Raw genomic sequence first — 17,048 nt, 5'->3', positions numbered from 1 at the left:
CTTCTCCTTTACTAATAATCTATAAATTCCCTATAGTCCTTTCAGTTTAGACAGCGGCCACCAAATATAATCCGCTCTGCCTACAATCATGTCCTGTGGAATAGATCCGAAATAACGACTGTCCTTGCTTGCTGAAGCATGCCGGTTATCTCCCATGACAAAATAGCTTCCGCTCTCCACAGTTAACGCCGCGAAATCAGGGTCTTCAATTTCGGTATCTATATACGGCTCATTCACTATTTTTCCATTCACATATAACTGGTGATCCTTCACTTCTATGATATCCCCAGGTATACCGATGACTCGCTTCACTAAAAAGTCCTTACGACTGGGCCCCGTGCTCGGATCATGAAGAATGACGACATCCCCGTGTTTCGGGTTTACAAATATCAATGAAAGCTTATTAATAAAAAGCCTTTCACCTTCCAAAAGCGTTGGCTGCATAGACTGACCTTTAACCGTTGATATATTAAATACAAAAATATTAAGAACCGACATCACCGCAAAAACAATTACCGCTGTAAGCAACCAATCCTTCAATTCCGCTACCACTCGACCTCCAAAGCTCTTCTTTGATCTGGAGGATCTATGTCTTTGCTTCCGATTACGCATAAACTCTACTTGGGGCTCCTGGCTCAATATGTCACCTCTTATTCTCGATTATTGATGTTTATACTTGCAAATATTATAACAATAAAAAAGCATATCTCCCAGCCATTAGTAATGGACTTCTGGAAAATACGCTTGAGTATGAATGAAACAGACTATATCATCAACTATAGTTCTTTATTTAGTAAATGTTTCCGCTTACGCATCTGGATGATCAAAATTACCCAACAATGCTCAGCTTCCGGACAGATTTAAAAATTTGATTCTCGTTATATCCCATAGCTTCGTACAATGGCAATGCAAAAGAATTATGCTCATCGACGGCTACAAAGATACCACTAACTTTACGAGCTTGAAACCTGGATTCCATAGCCGATACCAGACTTCTTCCGACTCCTCTGCGGCGATAATCAGGATGTACAGCAATCCGGAAATAACAACCGTGGTTTTTCTCAATCGTACCAATCAGTGCTCCAACAATCTCTTCTTCATCTTCAGCAACTACAATGAGATCGGAATCCCATGAAAGCTGCCTGGAGAAAGGCTCGATAGTGTTCTCGAAACATTCTTCCGATAATGCAGTTTGCAGCAAATCAGTCACAGGGCTAACGTCGCTTAATTGAAAGGAACGAACGTGCATTCTTTAAAATCTCCCTTGTCTATGGCTTATGAATTTAACAAAAAGAAGGGGTTCCCTTAACATTGAGAAAATAAAAAAAGCATCAAATACCGAGGAATACCTGCTTTTAAATCTATTAAAGCACACTTTTCTCGCGATATCATCACTTTTCTTTTGAAAGCGCTTAATATCAAGCGTTTACATTTTGAGTCAGATTCATTGTTTCATTATAAGGGTAATTATAAAGGGTTATGTCTATAGGGTGAAGACTCACGCTTTTTACATTTTAAATACAATTGATATTTCTGTTTACATTCCAATCATACTTTATAAACATTTATGTTTGTTTAGTGTTGCATTATTGATCCAGATACTGTTTAATTAAAGTATCCTATTGGGCGATACCCTATAGTACATATCAACAATAAAGAATTTTGACGATAAACCGCCGAAGTTCTTTATCTATACAAAATTCTAATATACTCAGGAGGGATTTTTCCATGGCATTTCAATTACCAGCACTTCCTTACGCAAACAACGCACTTGAACCACACATCGACGCATTAACGATGGAAATTCACCATGACAGACACCATAACACATATGTGACTAATCTGAACGCAGCTTTGGAAAAGGCACCTGAATTGCAAGGCAAAAGCATCGAAGAACTTCTTACAGATCTGAACGCTGTACCAGAAGCTATCCGTACTGCTGTTCGTAACAATGGTGGCGGACACGCTAACCACACCCTTTTCTGGGAAGTTATCGGACCAAACGGCGGTGGCGCACCAACTGGCGCTCTTGCAGCAGCTATTGATAGCGAGCTGGGCGGATTTGAAAAATTCAAAGAAGATTTCGCAGCAGCAGCAACTACTCGTTTCGGCAGCGGCTGGGCTTGGCTAGTTGTTAAAGATGGCAAACTGGCAGTAACAAGCACACCTAACCAAGACAACCCAATCAGCGAAGGCGCTACTCCAATCCTCGGACTTGATGTATGGGAGCACGCTTACTACCTGAACTACCAAAACAAACGCCCTGATTACATCAAAGCGTTCTGGAACGTAGTAAACTGGGAAGAAGTTGGCAAACGTTACGAAAGCGCGAAATAAGGAATTAAATTTGGCTTGAGCTTATAGCTTAATAGCCTATTTAAAAAGGTATTCCCTAGCCGAATAGGCTGTGGAATACCTTTTTTTATGTTGCTCTACTGGGCAGAGTCCCCAAATAGCCTTGTCTTACTATAATTGAGGAATAACTCCCTAAAATTCAGCGATATGCTCCATAAACACTAGCAATAAGGGAAAACCTCCCTAAAAACCAGCGGTTCTGGAGCATATATAAGATATTCACCGAATTTTTAGGGAGGTTTTCCCTAAAATGATTAAGAACAGGCGGAAAGGGCATGATTTCAGGGAAGAATTCCCTAAAAACAAATTTTGATCACTCTTGAAGTCATAAAACAACAGAACCAAATAGATGTAAGCATAGTACATTCCATACTTTGCTTACATCCCATACTTCTACATCAAACAATCTCTACTTCCCCGACTTCGCCTGCTCTTCCTGCTCATCGAAATAAAGATTCAGCAGCTTCAAGAAGACATTAGGGAACGCATAATTAGCCATATCCTCACGGCTAATCCAGCGTACAGCTCCGCCGTCCTCAGGACTAGCGTTACCGTCCTCGAATCTCTCTACGGGTATGCTGCTGTCCATCTCTGGGAACAGCCCCGTATCCGTGTTATACACTGCTCGTCCTTCTGCCGCCATCGGCAGCGGAAGGGCGTCCTCCTCCCTGCAGCGATACACCTGCAGGGTCCACACAATATGGCTGAAGATATGCTCGGCAGCCATCCAGTGCTCCTCAGGCCGGGCGGAGATCCCGGCCTGCCGCAGTGACCGGCGCAGCCGGTCCAGCGCCGCGGCCTCCGGCAGCCGCGCGCTCTTGGCGCCGCCTTCTGCTGGCGGCGCCTGCCAATGCGGCAGCTCCCACATGCGGGCTAACAGCCCGCTTTGTGGCCGCTGCCGGATGAGCACTTGGCCCGCGTGGGCACCGCGGCCCTCGATTAAGGCCGCCAGCCGCTCCTCAGGGCGCGGCGGCTTGGCCTTGGTCTTAACGGGCAGCGAAGTCTCGCAGCCCGCCAGGCGCGCAGCGCAATGCTCCATCACCGGGCAGGTTAAGCAGCTCGGTGATTTCGGGGTGCATACGAGCGCCCCAAGCTCCATAAGCGCCTGATTAAACGATGCAGCTTCTCCCTCCGGGATCAGCTCAGCCGCCAGGCGCTCCATTTTCACGCGGGTGGGTCCCTTGGCGATATCATCCTCGATGAGGAAATATCGAGACAGCACCCGCATCACATTACCGTCCACCGCGGGCTCCGGCCTGTTAAACGCAATGCTGAGGATAGCCCCAGCAGTGTAAGGTCCCACTCCCTTTAAGCTGAACACCGCCTCGCGATCGTTCGGCACCTGCCCACCATATAGCTCTTTTACCTGCTTGGCTGCATGCTGTATATTACGTGCTCGAGAATAATAACCCAAGCCTTCCCAGCACTTAAGTACATCCTCCTCAGGGGCGTCAGCGAGGGACTCCACCGTCGGAAAGCGTTCAATAAAACGATTAAAATAAGGGATCACCGTATCTACCCTTGTCTGCTGCAGCATGATCTCGGAAATCCAAATATAATAAGGATTGCGATGCCTGCGCCATGGCAAATCCCGCTTCTGCCCTTGATACCACTCCAGCAAATGATAACTGAAATATTGCTTGGCCTCCCGCAGCTCCTGATCTTGTTTATCTTGTCCTTCCTTTAAATCCATCTGATCTTTGCGTTCACACTGGTCTTGTTTTTCTTGTCTCTCTTTTAATTCTTGTCCTTCTTCTCGTTCCTGTAAATCCTGTCGTTCTAGTTGTTTCATTGTAATTCTCCTTGCCCTTCTATAATCATGGTTCAATTCATGAACCTAGCCCCTCTACTACTGCAAAAGCTGAAGCCAAATCACGGCCATGTGTTATCGTAAGATGAATGGTATACTTCTGCCCTTCAGGTAGATCCAGTCTACCCCAGGCTTCACATGATAAGATTACTTCTGGCTTACCTTTAGGGTCAGGTAATATCTCAATATCGTGAAAACCAACTATATTGCCGATGCCGCAGCCTAAAGCCTTCACAACGGCTTCCTTGGCAGCAAAGCGCCCCGCTACGAACTCAGCCAACCTCCCGCCTCGTTGCTCGGCAAGTAGGTACTCTTGCTCCGTTAGGATGCGCTGATTAAATTTTTTCCCCTGTCCCCTACGCATTACTTCTGAGATTCGTTCAATTTCTAACACATCATGTCCGATTCCGTAAATCAAAATTTCACGCTCCTTATGGACGTGTATCCTATATTACTTCAATAATGGTATGATCATTATACAGGTCATTCATTTCAATTTTAAATTATAGTCCTATAAGATTCTTTCTGCTATCTTAAAAGAAAATGCTTTGGAAGTCCATTCAGACGCCTTCGTGATGGACTTACTGATTTACTTCATTTATATATTAGAAAGAGGGGATTACCCTATGCAGCATCGTAATTTCGAAATACCAGCTGGTGAAGACGCTGTAATCCGCTGCTCGCATTTTCCTGCTCAAGGCGTGCCTAAGAGTCTTATCGTTATTGCACACGGTTACAAGGGCTTCAAAGATTGGGGGATGTTTCCTTACATAGCCACTGCTCTCAGCCAAGATCATGAAGTGATCACCTTCAATTTCTCTCATGCTGGAATCGGAGAGGATCTGCTACATTTTACTGAGCTTGAGAAATTCGCCCGCAACACTTTTCGTCGTGAGCTGAAGGACATGGAAATACTGTTGTCCTATCTTAGCCAGCACCCGAAATTTGGCAGCCTGCCATTATTCCTTCTTGGGCATAGTCTTGGAGGGGGAATTTGTCTGGTCTATACACTTGACCATCCCGATGAAGTTAGAGGGGTCATCTCCTGGAACGGGGTTACGAAGCTCGATTTGTTGACGGAAGAACAAAAGCAGGAGATGAAGGAAACTGGGCGTACCCATGTCCTTAATGGACGTACTGGCCAACAAATGCCGTTGGATGCTGTTATTTTAGAAGATATGGAGAACCATAAAGAGCGCTATAACATCCTTGAGCGCATGAAGACAGCGTCTTTCCCGGTAGTCCTTATTCAAGGCAGTCAGGATGGCGCACACCTCCGGCAAGGGTCTGAACAACTCACCATAATTCGACCGGATATTAACTGGGTGCAGATTCCTGAGGGAAATCATACCTTCTGCACTGTGCATCCTTTTGCTGGAACCACTCCACAATTGGAGCTTGCCATTGCTGCAACCATTAATTTTATCACTCAGACGCTTGCCGACTAATTCTTCTTATAGTCTACCAATCTCCCAAGGGGGCCCCAAATATTCTTTCTGATATGTTAAAAACCGCCACGAGTACTGCAACTACGCAGTCCCTGTGGCGGTTTCTAGTTCAACCTATTCTTAAATTCCAGGAATGACATTGCGCTTATGCGCCGTTCTCCGATAATAATTTTCGAGTTTCTCCGCTACCTCAGGGTTAACCTGTTTGCCTTCCAGATAATCGCTATTATCATCATAAGTAATCCCCAGCTCGGTTTCATCCGTCTGCCCCGGCCATAAGCCTGCCGTAGGTGCTTTAGTGACAATATCCGCAGGTACACCGATATGAGCAGCTAATTGACGAACCTGACGTTTGTTAAGCGTGGATAGAGGTGTAATATCTACTGCCCCATCCCCCCACTTGGTGTAGAAACCCGTAATAGCTTCAGAAGCATGATCCGTTCCAACTACAATCAGATTGTTCTCAAAAGAGAGCGCATATTGCATAACCATACGTGTTCTTGCTTTAACATTACCCTTGCCTTGATGCGTCATATGGCGATGTTGTCCCAAGGACTTCAGACCATGTTCAACCTCAAGTGCAATTTCATTTACAGCTTCCTCAATATTAGTCTCCACTGTATGGGTCAGATTAAAAGCTTTAGCGACATCGTAACTGTGCTGGATATCCTCTTGAACACCATATGGCTGGAATACGCCAAGCGTAATATACTCTGTGCCTTCCTGTGCTGACAGCTCGTCCGTAGCCTGCTTACATAGACCTGCTGCTACCGCGCTGTCCACCCCGCCGCTAATAGCGATCAATAATCCTTTGGCACCTGCCTTGAGCACGTACGACTTTAAGAAATCAACCCGTTTACGAACCTCTGCTTCTACATCAATCGTTGGCTTCACGCCAAGATCAGCAATAATTTCTTTCTGTAAACTCACAAACCACACCCCGTTCCATCAGAAATGGTTCCATATCCATCAAAATATCCATACCAAGTGAAGCACTATGCTTCTAAGTATATTCTATCCCATTATCGCTCTTATATTTTGAAAAATCCCGCAACAGCCGAATTACCGACTGATGCGAGATTGTATGGAATAACTTTTTTTACTGGCAAAAACGTTCAAAGACTTCTTTCAATTCAGCAGAAATTTCAGCAGCCGAACGATTCTCAACACTATGACGTTCAATAAAATGAACGAGCTCTCCATCCTTCATCAATGCTATGGAAGGGGAAGACGGCGGATAAGGAGCAAAATATTCACGTGCTTTAGCAGTGGCTTCTTTCTCTTGACCTGCAAACACTGTGAACAAGTGATCCGGAGTAATCTCATTTTGCAGTGCCTCAGCTACACCAGGACGACATTGTCCAGCGGCACAACCACAGACCGAATTCACAACTACAAGTGCCGTACCTTTTGCAGTAGGAAGAGTGGCTTCCACCTCTTCTGGAGTCATAAGCTCCTGAAACCCAATGCTTGTAAGGTCATCACGCATAGGCTGAATTGAATCTCTCATATATTGATTAAAAGACATGGACATTTCTCTGCACTCTCCTTCACTAATTACTGTTTTGTCAGATAACATTACAGCAGTACTTACTAACTTTATTATACATTCATACTCTGTGAAAGCAAGAGATGCTACAGTAACCTGATTCAATCTGTAAGCGTGGCTCCGCTATATTCTTCCTTTACTAAAGGGAATGAGATGGTAAACACTGTACCCTCTCCTTCTACAGACTCTACATTTATTTTTCCGTTATGTCGCTCCACAATACTGAGACACAAGGATAAACCTAGACCCGTTCCCTCCCTTTTTGTTGTGAAAAAGGGTGAAAACAACTTCTCTCGTTGACTTTCCGACATGCCGATACCCCTGTCCCTTACAATCAGCTCCACTTTATCCTGAGTACTGTGTGTTTCCAGTGTTAGAATCCCCTTGGGTCCCATAGCTTCCATGCCGTTTCTTCCTAAATTAAGTATGAGCTGTTTTATTTCCCGAACATTTAATTCCATTTCATGAATGGATGCGTTCAGCTTTAGCTCAACACTTTGACCGCGAAGATTAGCATCCGCCCACAGCAGCGGACTGACTTCTTCTATAATACGATGCAATAGCACCTTCTCTTTATCTGAAATCCGGCTCTGGGCCAGTGATAGGAAATCGTTAATAGTACTATTCGCCCGATCCAGCTCCTCTAACACGATCTGATAATAAGAATCCAGATCATCTGAACTCTTTTCTCTCATCAGCTGCAAAAATCCACGAACTACCGCCATAGGATTACGAATCTCATGGGTAATTCCAGCAGCCATCTGTCCTACTAAGCTTAGACGTTCTACATGATCCAGCTCTGAGCGGAGTTTCACTTCATCCGTAATATCCTGCGCAATGAGTACAACCCCACCAGATAATGCTGTGTTGGTATTCACTAGCGGTGCTGAATAAATTTGATAAACTCGCGACTCATGAGTCATTCGCTCATGGGAACGTCGTTTTCCGCGGATGTTATCCCCTACACGCTTATACGCCTCAGCATCCACCGAACCATTAAAAAATGCCCTCACTGGCTTGTTAATGATATCCTCTCTTCTCAAATGAGGATAATGAGTTCTTATCATTCCCAACATACAATCGTTTAGTTCGGTCACGACTCCGTAATCATCCAGAGACATAATACTTATAGGGACTACGTTTGTAATCTGCTGCAGCTTCTCAGACTCCCACTGAAAATTATCACTTTTAGTTTCCATATGTACCTTAGCCCGCCACCTACTCCAGACCATTTCAACAAAATAAACAAAAATACCACCAAGTGCGATGGTGAAAAACAGATACAAAGTAATCAAAAGTGACTCGCTAGAATTAGACTCATATATATTTTTACCGCCTATAATAGGTACAAGTGCAATGAATAACATATTTGGACAAAGAACCATCCATAACATCCCTATCTTCTCTACCACTGTGCCCTTCTTAAAAGGCTTAGCTAGCCCAAACAGCAACGGATATAATAATATTCCTGAATTTAATATCATATTACTTATTCCTGTCGGCTCTGCGATGAATATATTACAGACGAGCAAAAAGATGGACAGCAAAATACCTGAACGTACAGTTCCATATAAAATACCGATATAAGCAGGGATCATCCCTAAATTCAAATAAGCAATACCGAATAAAGTCGTCGAAAGAAGAGTGCACAGAATAAGGCTTAATGTACAAGCCATAACCAAAAAAGTTTGATTATCCGGGAAACTACCTTTTTTTCGAGCCACAAGCCCTTGGTCTACCCACCATTGAATTAGAAAAAGAAAGGAGCATGCTGCCGATATTTGCAAAAATATATCCTTGATTGCGCCAATAATTACAATCACACCCCAAAATGGACAAATTCCCCTACATGTCTAGATTAAAGCACAGGTTTACTCTCCTGACAACGATAATCACTAAGCAGAAGGAGAAGACTGGTTACATGAGAGTCAGAATGGTATGATTCCGTTAGGAAAACACGGAGCAATACCCGTGTCTTAACATGTAAAGGAGTAAAATTTCATGAGCAACTACGATGTGATCGTCATAGGTGGCGGCCCTTCAGGATTAATGGCAAGCGTGGCTGCAGCAGAACACGGGGCATCCGTACTACTGATTGATAAAGGAGCTAAGCTTGGACGAAAGCTTGGCATATCTGGTGGTGGACGCTGCAATGTAACGAACGTCAAGGAGAGAGATGAGTTGATCTCCCATATTCCCGGAAACGGGCGTTTCTTGTATAGCGCCTTCGACCATTTTAATAATCAAGATATCATCGCCTTTTTTGAAGGCTTAGGCATTGCATTAAAGGAAGAAGACAACGGACGGATGTTTCCAGTTTCCGATAAGGCCTCCAGCGTCGTCTCCGCCTTAATTAACAAAGTACGAAGTCTGGGCGTGCAGATTATGACGGACAGTCCTGTCTCACATGTAATATATGCAGAAGGGACTGTTAAGGGCGTTCAGCTGAGCTCGGGTAAAACGATTTCCACTGCTGCTGTCATCATCGCCACCGGTGGGAAGTCCGTGCCTCAGACCGGCTCTACTGGAGATGGGTATCCTTGGGCGGAAGCCGCAGGCCACACCATTACTGAGCTGTTCCCGACAGAGGTACCGATTATTTCACGGGAAGAGTGGATTAAATCCGGTGAACTGCAAGGATTGTCGCTACGCGATGTGGCACTTGCTGTTTGGAATCCTAAAGGAAAGAAGGTTATCTCTCATCGTGGAGATATGATTTTCACTCATTTTGGATTATCTGGACCAATTGCTCTGCGGTGCAGTCAATTTCTGAGACAAGTCCAACGTAAATCCGGCACAGACACTGTCGAGATGTCCATCGACCTCTTCCCTGATCTGAACGCACAAGAAGTGGAAGCTATGGTGCAGGACAAGTTGGAGCAGGAACCGAAGAAAGCGATCCGCAACTCGTTGAAGGGGCTGCTGCCAGAACGTCTCATCCCTCTCTTATTAGCTAAAGCTGACCTAGATGGAGATATAACGGGCCATCATGTATCCAAGAATGGGTTGCTTACTCTAGCAGGTATCTTGAAACGGATGCCCGTCTATGTTCACGGTACCCGTTCCCTGTCCGAGGCCTTTGTTACCGGAGGCGGGGTAAATCTGAAGGAGATCGATCCCAAAAGAATGGAATCTAAGCTTATGCAAGGACTATTCTTCTGCGGTGAGGTGCTTGATATCCATGGCTATACCGGTGGCTACAATATAACAGCTGCCTTCTCTACCGGTTATACAGCAGGCAAACATGCCGCAGATCTAAGACTTAACTAAAACGATGCAACTAAAAACAGCGTGATTTGAGAGGCTTCTCAATTCACGCTGTTTTTATGTCTATCTATCATTCTTTCCCTAAACGGAACGTACCAAATATTCTGCTAATAAAGAGTCCTACCATGTATCCAACCGGAACAAACAGGATGATCCCCCACCATCCATACAAAGAGAGACAGATTAGTGCGGAGGAAACCATTGTAAAGGGAAGCAATAGAATAGGGACCGCATGCATCCCCGCTTCAGCCTTTTGTTCTTTCGTAAATGGTAGTATCCCAATGTAATCATCACCAACAAACAACGACCAGAACGAGAACAGCCAAAAAGTCATGAGTGATGTTAACACTACAAATCCCAGCCATTTGAAACCCGATGGAATAATAAGAATCGCTACGGCGGACACGGCTGTAAAAGCTAAGTAAAGCTTCAAATGGGCCGGATTCCGTACGAGTGCCTTAATCGCTGCCGCAGAGAAACGACTCTCGGCAGTCTTTGATTTAAGCAAAGGCTGTGACTTCCGGAAAATCCACGGCTTATGACGAGTCGGACGAGGTTTATCCAGAACATTGCGGAGCAGAATGGCTGCAATCTTCATCCGCTGCTTGTAGTCTTCGCGCACATCGTTCATAAATGTCCCGCGCATCAATAAGCGCCAACGGAAAGCGATAATCGCAACGACTGTAAATACAACCGCACTCAGCAATATGAAGAGCGGGCGATCATTCCAAAGGCTAGCTACTCTGAAATAAATAGCGTTTGGGACGGAGATCGCCAGGAATAGCCACAACCAGCGCCGCCAACCTTGCTTCTGTACTTTTACAAGATGCCCAAGTAGCTTAACACACCAGCTGCACGCCAAGGTCAGAGCGAAGAGCGACCATACCTCAAATGAAGTCATTTCAAATCCCCGAATCAGAAAGGGCAATAGCAGTGCAAAAGCAACACAGAATTTAAGCGAGGTTACAAACAGACTGTAGAGCAATCCGCGAAATACGATCGTATTAACCCATCGCTGCCGTTGTCTAAGAAATAATAGGTCCCCTTCCTGCAATAATAGCACCAATCCCCCATTGCAGATCAGGAGCACTAATAATGAAGGAATGAACATAAACGGCAGATTCACACTCCAAGCCGGTAGCGCCTCATTCCAGAAACCATAATACAAACGCCCTCCCAGCAATCCCCCGGGAATAAGAATATATAAGAGAACGGTCCAATCAGCCGCTGTACGAATAATAGCGGATTGCTCACGCCAATGAGAGAATAGCCGCCGTCTGAATAGTTGTTTGGCGTTAGAAAAAGCAAACGTCCGCTGTCCCTGCTTACTCATGTCAGTTCGTCGAAGCAATCAAACAACGACGCCTCCGGCAGTCCAGCATAATCACGTATATCTTCGAGTGTTCCCGAAGCGGCAACCCTTCCCCCGGAGATCAGTACGAAATCATCGCATATCTTCTCTGCAGTATCCAGTACATGCGTAGACATTAATACACCCGCCCCTCGCTTCCGCTCTGCTTCCAGAAGTCGCAAGAAATCTTTAGTGGCGCGAGGATCTAAACCGATAAACGGCTCGTCCACAATATAAACATCCGGCTGTACCAAAAAGCCAAGCATTAGCATCATTTTTTGTTTCATGCCCTTTGAGAACCCGGCTGGAAGATCATTGCGCACATGGCCCATACCAAACTGCTTCAGCAACCCTTCTGCAGTTTCTTCGAACTGTTCATACTTCAGTCCATAAGCAGCGGCTGCTAAATCCAAATGCTCCCACAACGTCAAATCCTCATAAAACACAGGCTGCTCCGGTACATAAGCGTAAGATTTATTGACTCCGCTAAAAGACACCTTAGCCTTGGTATTCTTCAGCAAACCAAGCAGGGTCTTAATGGTTGTACTTTTTCCTGCACCATTAGGTCCGATCAGTCCGAGCAACTGCCCTCGCTTCACCTGAAAAGAAATATCGAATATGCAAGGATCTCCCGCTTCATAGCCAGCTTCATCGATCTCAACATCGAGCACAATGTCGTCATAGCTCTCGGTATCCACTATTGTTTCTTCTTTTTCCATACTCTCCATCTCCTAGATACTTCTAATAAATACTATTATAGATTGCATTCTCTATAACGTATATGAATGATATTCGAATGGTCAACAGAGGCAATCGAAACTTATCTAATCGTACTATATATTTTTCCTGAAAATAATCAAGCTGCTTTTTTCACAATAATAACTTAAGCTCTACTCAATAGCGAACAAAAGAAACCTCCCATTAAAGGGAGGTCTGTCCTACAAGATCCATGTTATTCGCCGCTGCTGCTCCCTCCAGCTTCTTGAGAGCCGCCTCATCTCTGCGCTCAATTTTGCCACGCAGCATTAACAACCCCAGCCCCAGAAGTCCTGTAAGTAGACCAGATAGAATAAAGGCAGACACTGGGCCAGATGCTGTCACTAAAGCTCCACCGGCTACGGGTCCTAGAATGACGGCCGCGCTAGTCAGACTGCCTATGGTCCCAAACACACGTCCCGTGTATTCTGCAGGTGTCCGTTGCTGGAGCATCGAATTAAAGGGTATAAACGCTAGTCCTGCACCCACACCGGCAAACATGAAGGACCCAAACAAAGCAATGTTCATCCAGATTCCTGCCTGACCGTGAGCTGTTACGATCCCTGCACTCGAGAAGACAGCCCCCATGATTACAGCCCCTAATCCCATAAAGATGAGCGGATGCTTGCCACTGCCTACACGGCTCACAAACAGCGCTGATAGTAAGGTTCCAAGGCCACTGGCTGCTACACACCAACCCAGCAAATCACCGTTTACACCTGGAATCTCCCGGAATAACGTTACAATCTGAGAGTCACCGATCTGCAGCATTAACAGTACCAGTACCAACGTAACAATGCCACACAGCACTACAGGCATTCCTGCGATCACCTGCAGACCTGCGGACATTTCTTGGCGGAAGGATTTACGCACCTCAGTTTCCCCTGTGCTTACTTCTGCATTCTCCTTCTTCACAGCAGCTATTCGCGGTAATCCAAGTAAAATGATCGCCGATAAAATGAAAGTAGCAGAGTCAATCATGTAACAAGCAGCTATGCCGAAGGCTGCCACCAACAATCCCCCGAGAGCAGGGCCCACAATTTTGGTTATCTGTTCTATAGATGAACTAAGCGCCATCGCTTTATCCATCTGGGCCGCGGGAACAAGTTCCTTAATCTTTCCGCTTTTGGCTGGAGAGAATAGCACATCCATACATCCCTTTGCCAGCAGCAGCACATAGACTTGCCACAGCGAGCCTGCAAATACTAAGCAAATCACAATCGCTGAACGTGCTATATCCGAACCAATCATTAGTGCCTTTCGGTTGAAACGATCACTTAAATAACCAGCAAAGGGGCCTCCTAACAACAGAGGTACAGCCATACATAAAGATATAGCCGTAATTTCCCACGGTGTAGCATTCCATTTGAACCCTACCATTGTTAGTAGCGCTAGGATATGTAACCAGTCTCCTACATTCGATACAAGCTGTGCGGCAATAAGCAGCATGAACGGCTTATTTGCGGTTAGCTTACTTTCTTTTAAATCATGAATTCGATGTTCCTCCATCTTTACTTCACTCCCCGTTACTATTTCTCAATGAAATAATAGTAAAATATTGGAGATTATCATTCATCCGTCTGGAGGCGTAAATAGTACTTGAACCGGGGGATGAAATTGAGATCCTATCAGAGACTGAGGTCAAAAAACATTCAATTTCAACATCTTCAAAAAATTGTTTGATTTTTAATAATTAAAAGTTGCTCATTGTGACAAATCACATGTTCTTCATTCAATCTTTCACGTATTCTATTGTTATCTCAAAGTTCGTTGCACAGGTAAACCGTGCACTAATTAATATGATTACAGACGTGCGACGAGTTCACATGATTAACGATAGAGGGTGGAGAAGCATGATACAATCTTATGAACGTGATACACAATTAACACTACATTTGTACCGGGTATTTGCCAAATCATTCAAGAGTATTAATGAGCATGCTGTTACCGGCAGCAAAATTGAAGGTTTTAATCCTACTGCCTTTGCCGTCATGGAAGTGTTGTACTATAAGGGACCACAGCCCATTCAACAAATTGGTGCTAAACTGCTGCTACAAAGCGGCAACGTGACTTACGTGATCGACAAGCTCGAAGAACGTGGCTATTTGCAACGCAAGCCTTGTCCAAGTGATCGCCGTGTGATTTTCGCAGAACTGACAGCGGAAGGCGAACGTCTCATGAATGAGATGTATCCGAAATACTCAGAGCGTCTTCATCTTGCTTTCAGTGGACTGAATGATGAAGAGAAGGAACAAATGATCACTCTGCTCAAGAAGATGGGCCTCCAAGCTGAGAAGCTTTCCCCTCTTCCCCGTAAGTAGAACTAGCGTCTAGGCTGCTTTTCACTTCATATTTGTTAGACAAGCTGTTATCACACGAAGAAGCCCGACCGGCAAATGCCTGGTCGGGCTTCTTCGTGTGATTTAGAGAATGAATTATGCCTTTTTCAAAGACGAGGTAGCGTCCTCTACCGAAGGTACGCCCTTGCGCAAACCCCAAGATATTACTAACGACAACACCGCGAAAACTGCCATCATGATAAATAACGAATGGAGTCCCCCTTCAAGTGCACCACGCAAACTGTTTGATACTTCACCAGACAGATTAGTTCCTGTATGCGAGCCAAGCAACTTATTAATGTCATCACCTGTAACGTTTGAATCTGGTTGTTTTCTCAACAGCTGATCGATATTCAAGTTCAGCCAGGAACCAAATATAGCCACCCCAATGGTCTGACCCAGTGACCTTGTAAATGCATTAAGCGCTGTGGACGCGCCACGTTGATCATACGCAACCGAGGACTGCGCGATAATCGTGAAGACCGTAGAGGAGTATCCGAACCCTACTCCACAGACCAGCATCAAGCATAAGAGGATTAACTGAGAAGACTCTCCGGTCAAGAAAACCAGACCAATAGCTCCGGCAGCAATCATCATCAATCCAAGCATTGCAGTTCGGCGGGAACCTGCCCGCAGAATCATCCGCCCACCTGCGATTGACCCAAACATCCAACCTACTGACATTGGAGCAAGCAGCAAGCCTGAGATCGCAGCGCTTTTTCCTGATACGCCCTGCACCCATAAGGGAATATACGTAGAAAGTCCAATAATTAATGTACTTACCAGCAGATTAGCACCCGTTGATACCGCGATGTTACGATTTGAGAATAGATTCAGCGGAAGCATAGGCTCTGGTGCACGGCGCTCCACAAACAGAAACAGGATTAGCAGGATAACCGCTGCACCCAGTGTTGCCAGTAGTAATGGAGAGGTCCATGCCAGGTTCTGCCCTCCCGTAGAAAGTCCAAAGAGTAGAGCCCCCATCCCTGCTGCAAAAAGAAGAACGCCTGCCACGTCGATTTGTGTCTTCCGACGCACCTTCTCTTCCTTCAGGTAGCGCGCAATAAATATCATTGCCAACACACCAAATGGCAGATTAAATACAAATACCCAGCGCCAGCTTAAGTAATCGACAACATAGCCCCCAAGCAGCGGCCCTACCAAAGAGGAAATCCCCCAAACAGAGCTTAGCAACCCTTGCGTCTTTGCTCTTTCTTCAATGCTGTAAATATCACCGATAATCGTAAAGGTCATTGGAATAAGTGCACCCGCACCGATCCCCTGTATCGCGCGAAACAGGATCAGCTGTTCCATACTTTGCGATATGCCGCATAATAATGAGCCTAATAAAAAAACAGCCGCTCCCCACATGAATACAGGCTTGCGTCCGAATAGATCACTGATTTTGCCGAAAATAGGTGTTGTAATAGCCATTGCCAATAAATATGAAGTAAATATCCAGCTCAGCCACTGCATTCCCTGAAAGTCGCCAACAATCGCCGGTCCCGCTGGCCCCGTTACAGTCCCCTCAATAGCGGCCAGAAACGTAGCCAGTAGTACCCCTGTTAATATTAGTTTGCGTTCTAAATCCCCTGTTGACTTCAATGTTCCAAACCCTCTCTTTATGTATTAAGTAAATTGCCACTCCTCGCGCAGTAGAGCATGGAGAACAGTATCCTGAAAGCCGGAATCAATCTGCCGATATTGACGCAATACCCCTTCCTTCTGAAATCCAAGCGCATATACCAGCTTCTCCGCACGGATATTATCAGGATGACAAAGTGCTTCTATTCGATTCAAGCCCATAATATTGAAGCCAAAATCGAGTACAAGCTCAAGTGCTTCTTTCATATATCCAAGTCCCCAAAAGGCAGGTGACAGATCACAGCCTATTTCACCACGGTAAGCTCCCTGAAGCTGCCAATGGTTATAACCACAGCTACCTATGACTTCCTCCCCAGGTCCAATAATACTCCAACGTAAGCTCTCCTCTTCCTGAGCCATTTGTGATAGTAGTTCAATAAGCTGTTTCGTCTCTTCTATAGAAGATAACGCCGGTGCACCCAGCCAGAGAGAAACGTCCGGATGAGACCATACCTGAAATAATGCTGAAGCATGCTCAGTAGTCATAGCACATAATTTTATTCTTCTACCAAACAGTGTAGGTGTCACT

General features: G+C 45.2%; 16 protein-coding genes. 4 read left to right on the top strand and 12 right to left on the bottom strand.

The genetic code is table 11. From position 1 onward, the window contains the following. Nucleotides 1–30: 30 nt before the first annotated feature. A complete protein-coding gene (gene lepB, locus ACDZ28_RS11430; RefSeq protein ID WP_042123934.1) occupies nt 31–639 on the bottom strand; it encodes a signal peptidase I in 609 nt (202 codons plus the stop codon). Nucleotides 640–829: 190 nt separating this feature from the next. Beyond that, nucleotides 830–1,249: a GNAT family N-acetyltransferase gene (locus tag ACDZ28_RS11425; RefSeq protein ID WP_042123932.1), complete on the bottom strand. Its 420-nt coding sequence runs from the start codon at nt 1,247–1,249 to the stop codon at nt 830–832. Between the two features lie 479 nt (nt 1,250–1,728). Here ACDZ28_RS11425 and ACDZ28_RS11420 point away from each other — a divergent pair, with 479 nt between their 5' ends. Continuing rightward, on the top strand, nt 1,729–2,337 hold the full coding sequence (locus ACDZ28_RS11420; protein WP_042123931.1) for a superoxide dismutase: 609 nt from the start codon (nt 1,729–1,731) through the stop codon (nt 2,335–2,337). A gap of 427 nt (nt 2,338–2,764) precedes the next feature. Here ACDZ28_RS11420 and mutY read toward each other — a convergent pair whose 3' ends face one another. Next, complete coding sequence (mutY, locus tag ACDZ28_RS11415) at nt 2,765–4,048, bottom strand: A/G-specific adenine glycosylase (RefSeq protein ID WP_341115814.1); 1,284 nt, start codon at nt 4,046–4,048, stop codon at nt 2,765–2,767. 136 nt (nt 4,049–4,184) lie between these two features. Beyond that, complete coding sequence (acpS, locus tag ACDZ28_RS11410; protein ID WP_375104711.1) at nt 4,185–4,583, bottom strand: holo-ACP synthase; 399 nt, start codon at nt 4,581–4,583, stop codon at nt 4,185–4,187. 208 nt (nt 4,584–4,791) lie between these two features. Here acpS and ACDZ28_RS11405 point away from each other — a divergent pair, with 208 nt between their 5' ends. Beyond that, complete coding sequence (locus ACDZ28_RS11405; protein ID WP_375104710.1) at nt 4,792–5,613, top strand: alpha/beta hydrolase; 822 nt, start codon at nt 4,792–4,794, stop codon at nt 5,611–5,613. A 120-nt stretch (nt 5,614–5,733) separates the two neighbouring features. On the opposite strand, the gene nadE is transcribed toward ACDZ28_RS11405, so the two are convergent. From nadE to ACDZ28_RS11390, 3 genes are all read right to left on the bottom strand, one after another. Continuing rightward, nucleotides 5,734–6,543, bottom strand: a complete 810-nt coding sequence (gene nadE / locus ACDZ28_RS11400; RefSeq protein WP_042123925.1) for an ammonia-dependent NAD(+) synthetase — start codon at nt 6,541–6,543, stop codon at nt 5,734–5,736. A gap of 169 nt (nt 6,544–6,712) precedes the next feature. Beyond that, a complete protein-coding gene (locus ACDZ28_RS11395) occupies nt 6,713–7,147 on the bottom strand; it encodes a BrxA/BrxB family bacilliredoxin (RefSeq protein WP_042123923.1) in 435 nt (144 codons plus the stop codon). 116 nt (nt 7,148–7,263) lie between these two features. Further along, entirely contained in the window at nt 7,264–8,985 is a 1,722-nt protein-coding gene (locus tag ACDZ28_RS11390; protein ID WP_375104709.1) for a nitrogen regulation protein NR(II), read from the bottom strand. A gap of 178 nt (nt 8,986–9,163) precedes the next feature. Here ACDZ28_RS11390 and ACDZ28_RS11385 point away from each other — a divergent pair, with 178 nt between their 5' ends. Then, a complete protein-coding gene (locus tag ACDZ28_RS11385) occupies nt 9,164–10,432 on the top strand; it encodes an NAD(P)/FAD-dependent oxidoreductase (protein ID WP_375104708.1) in 1,269 nt (422 codons plus the stop codon). Nucleotides 10,433–10,499: 67 nt separating this feature from the next. Here the strand turns inward: ACDZ28_RS11385 and ACDZ28_RS11380 are convergent, their stop codons facing one another. From ACDZ28_RS11380 to ACDZ28_RS11370, 3 genes are all read right to left on the bottom strand, one after another. Further along, entirely contained in the window at nt 10,500–11,762 is a 1,263-nt protein-coding gene (locus ACDZ28_RS11380; protein WP_375104707.1) for an ABC transporter permease, read from the bottom strand. Next, nucleotides 11,759–12,499 carry an ABC transporter ATP-binding protein gene (locus tag ACDZ28_RS11375; RefSeq protein WP_156114712.1) on the bottom strand — a complete coding sequence of 247 codons (741 nt, stop codon included), beginning with the start codon at nt 12,497–12,499 and terminating at the stop codon, nt 11,759–11,761. The genes ACDZ28_RS11380 and ACDZ28_RS11375 overlap by 4 nt, the downstream gene beginning before the upstream one ends. A 202-nt stretch (nt 12,500–12,701) precedes the next feature. Beyond that, nucleotides 12,702–14,045, bottom strand: a complete 1,344-nt coding sequence (locus tag ACDZ28_RS11370) for an MFS transporter (RefSeq protein ID WP_375104706.1) — start codon at nt 14,043–14,045, stop codon at nt 12,702–12,704. Between the two features lie 344 nt (nt 14,046–14,389). On the opposite strand from ACDZ28_RS11370, the gene ACDZ28_RS11365 reads away from it, so the two are divergent. Continuing rightward, nucleotides 14,390–14,857, top strand: a complete 468-nt coding sequence (locus tag ACDZ28_RS11365; protein ID WP_042123913.1) for a MarR family winged helix-turn-helix transcriptional regulator — start codon at nt 14,390–14,392, stop codon at nt 14,855–14,857. Nucleotides 14,858–14,971: 114 nt separating this feature from the next. Here the strand turns inward: ACDZ28_RS11365 and ACDZ28_RS11360 are convergent, their stop codons facing one another. Beyond that, nucleotides 14,972–16,480 (bottom strand): MDR family MFS transporter, encoded by a 1,509-nt coding sequence (locus tag ACDZ28_RS11360; RefSeq protein WP_339289055.1) that lies wholly within the window; start codon nt 16,478–16,480, stop codon nt 14,972–14,974. 24 nt (nt 16,481–16,504) lie between these two features. Then, the gene (locus ACDZ28_RS11355) at nt 16,505–17,047 is read right to left on the bottom strand and encodes a GNAT family N-acetyltransferase (protein ID WP_375105338.1); all 543 of its coding nucleotides are present in this window, start codon (nt 17,045–17,047) and stop codon (nt 16,505–16,507) included. Nucleotide 17,048 lies beyond the last annotated feature (1 nt).

Source organism: Paenibacillus sp. RS8 (genome assembly GCF_041956825.1).
Classification (GTDB): Bacteria; Bacillota; Bacilli; order Paenibacillales; family Paenibacillaceae; genus Paenibacillus_AQ.
The sequence above is the reverse complement of the archived record's forward strand: the minus strand, read 5'-3'. Positions and strand labels throughout refer to the sequence as shown.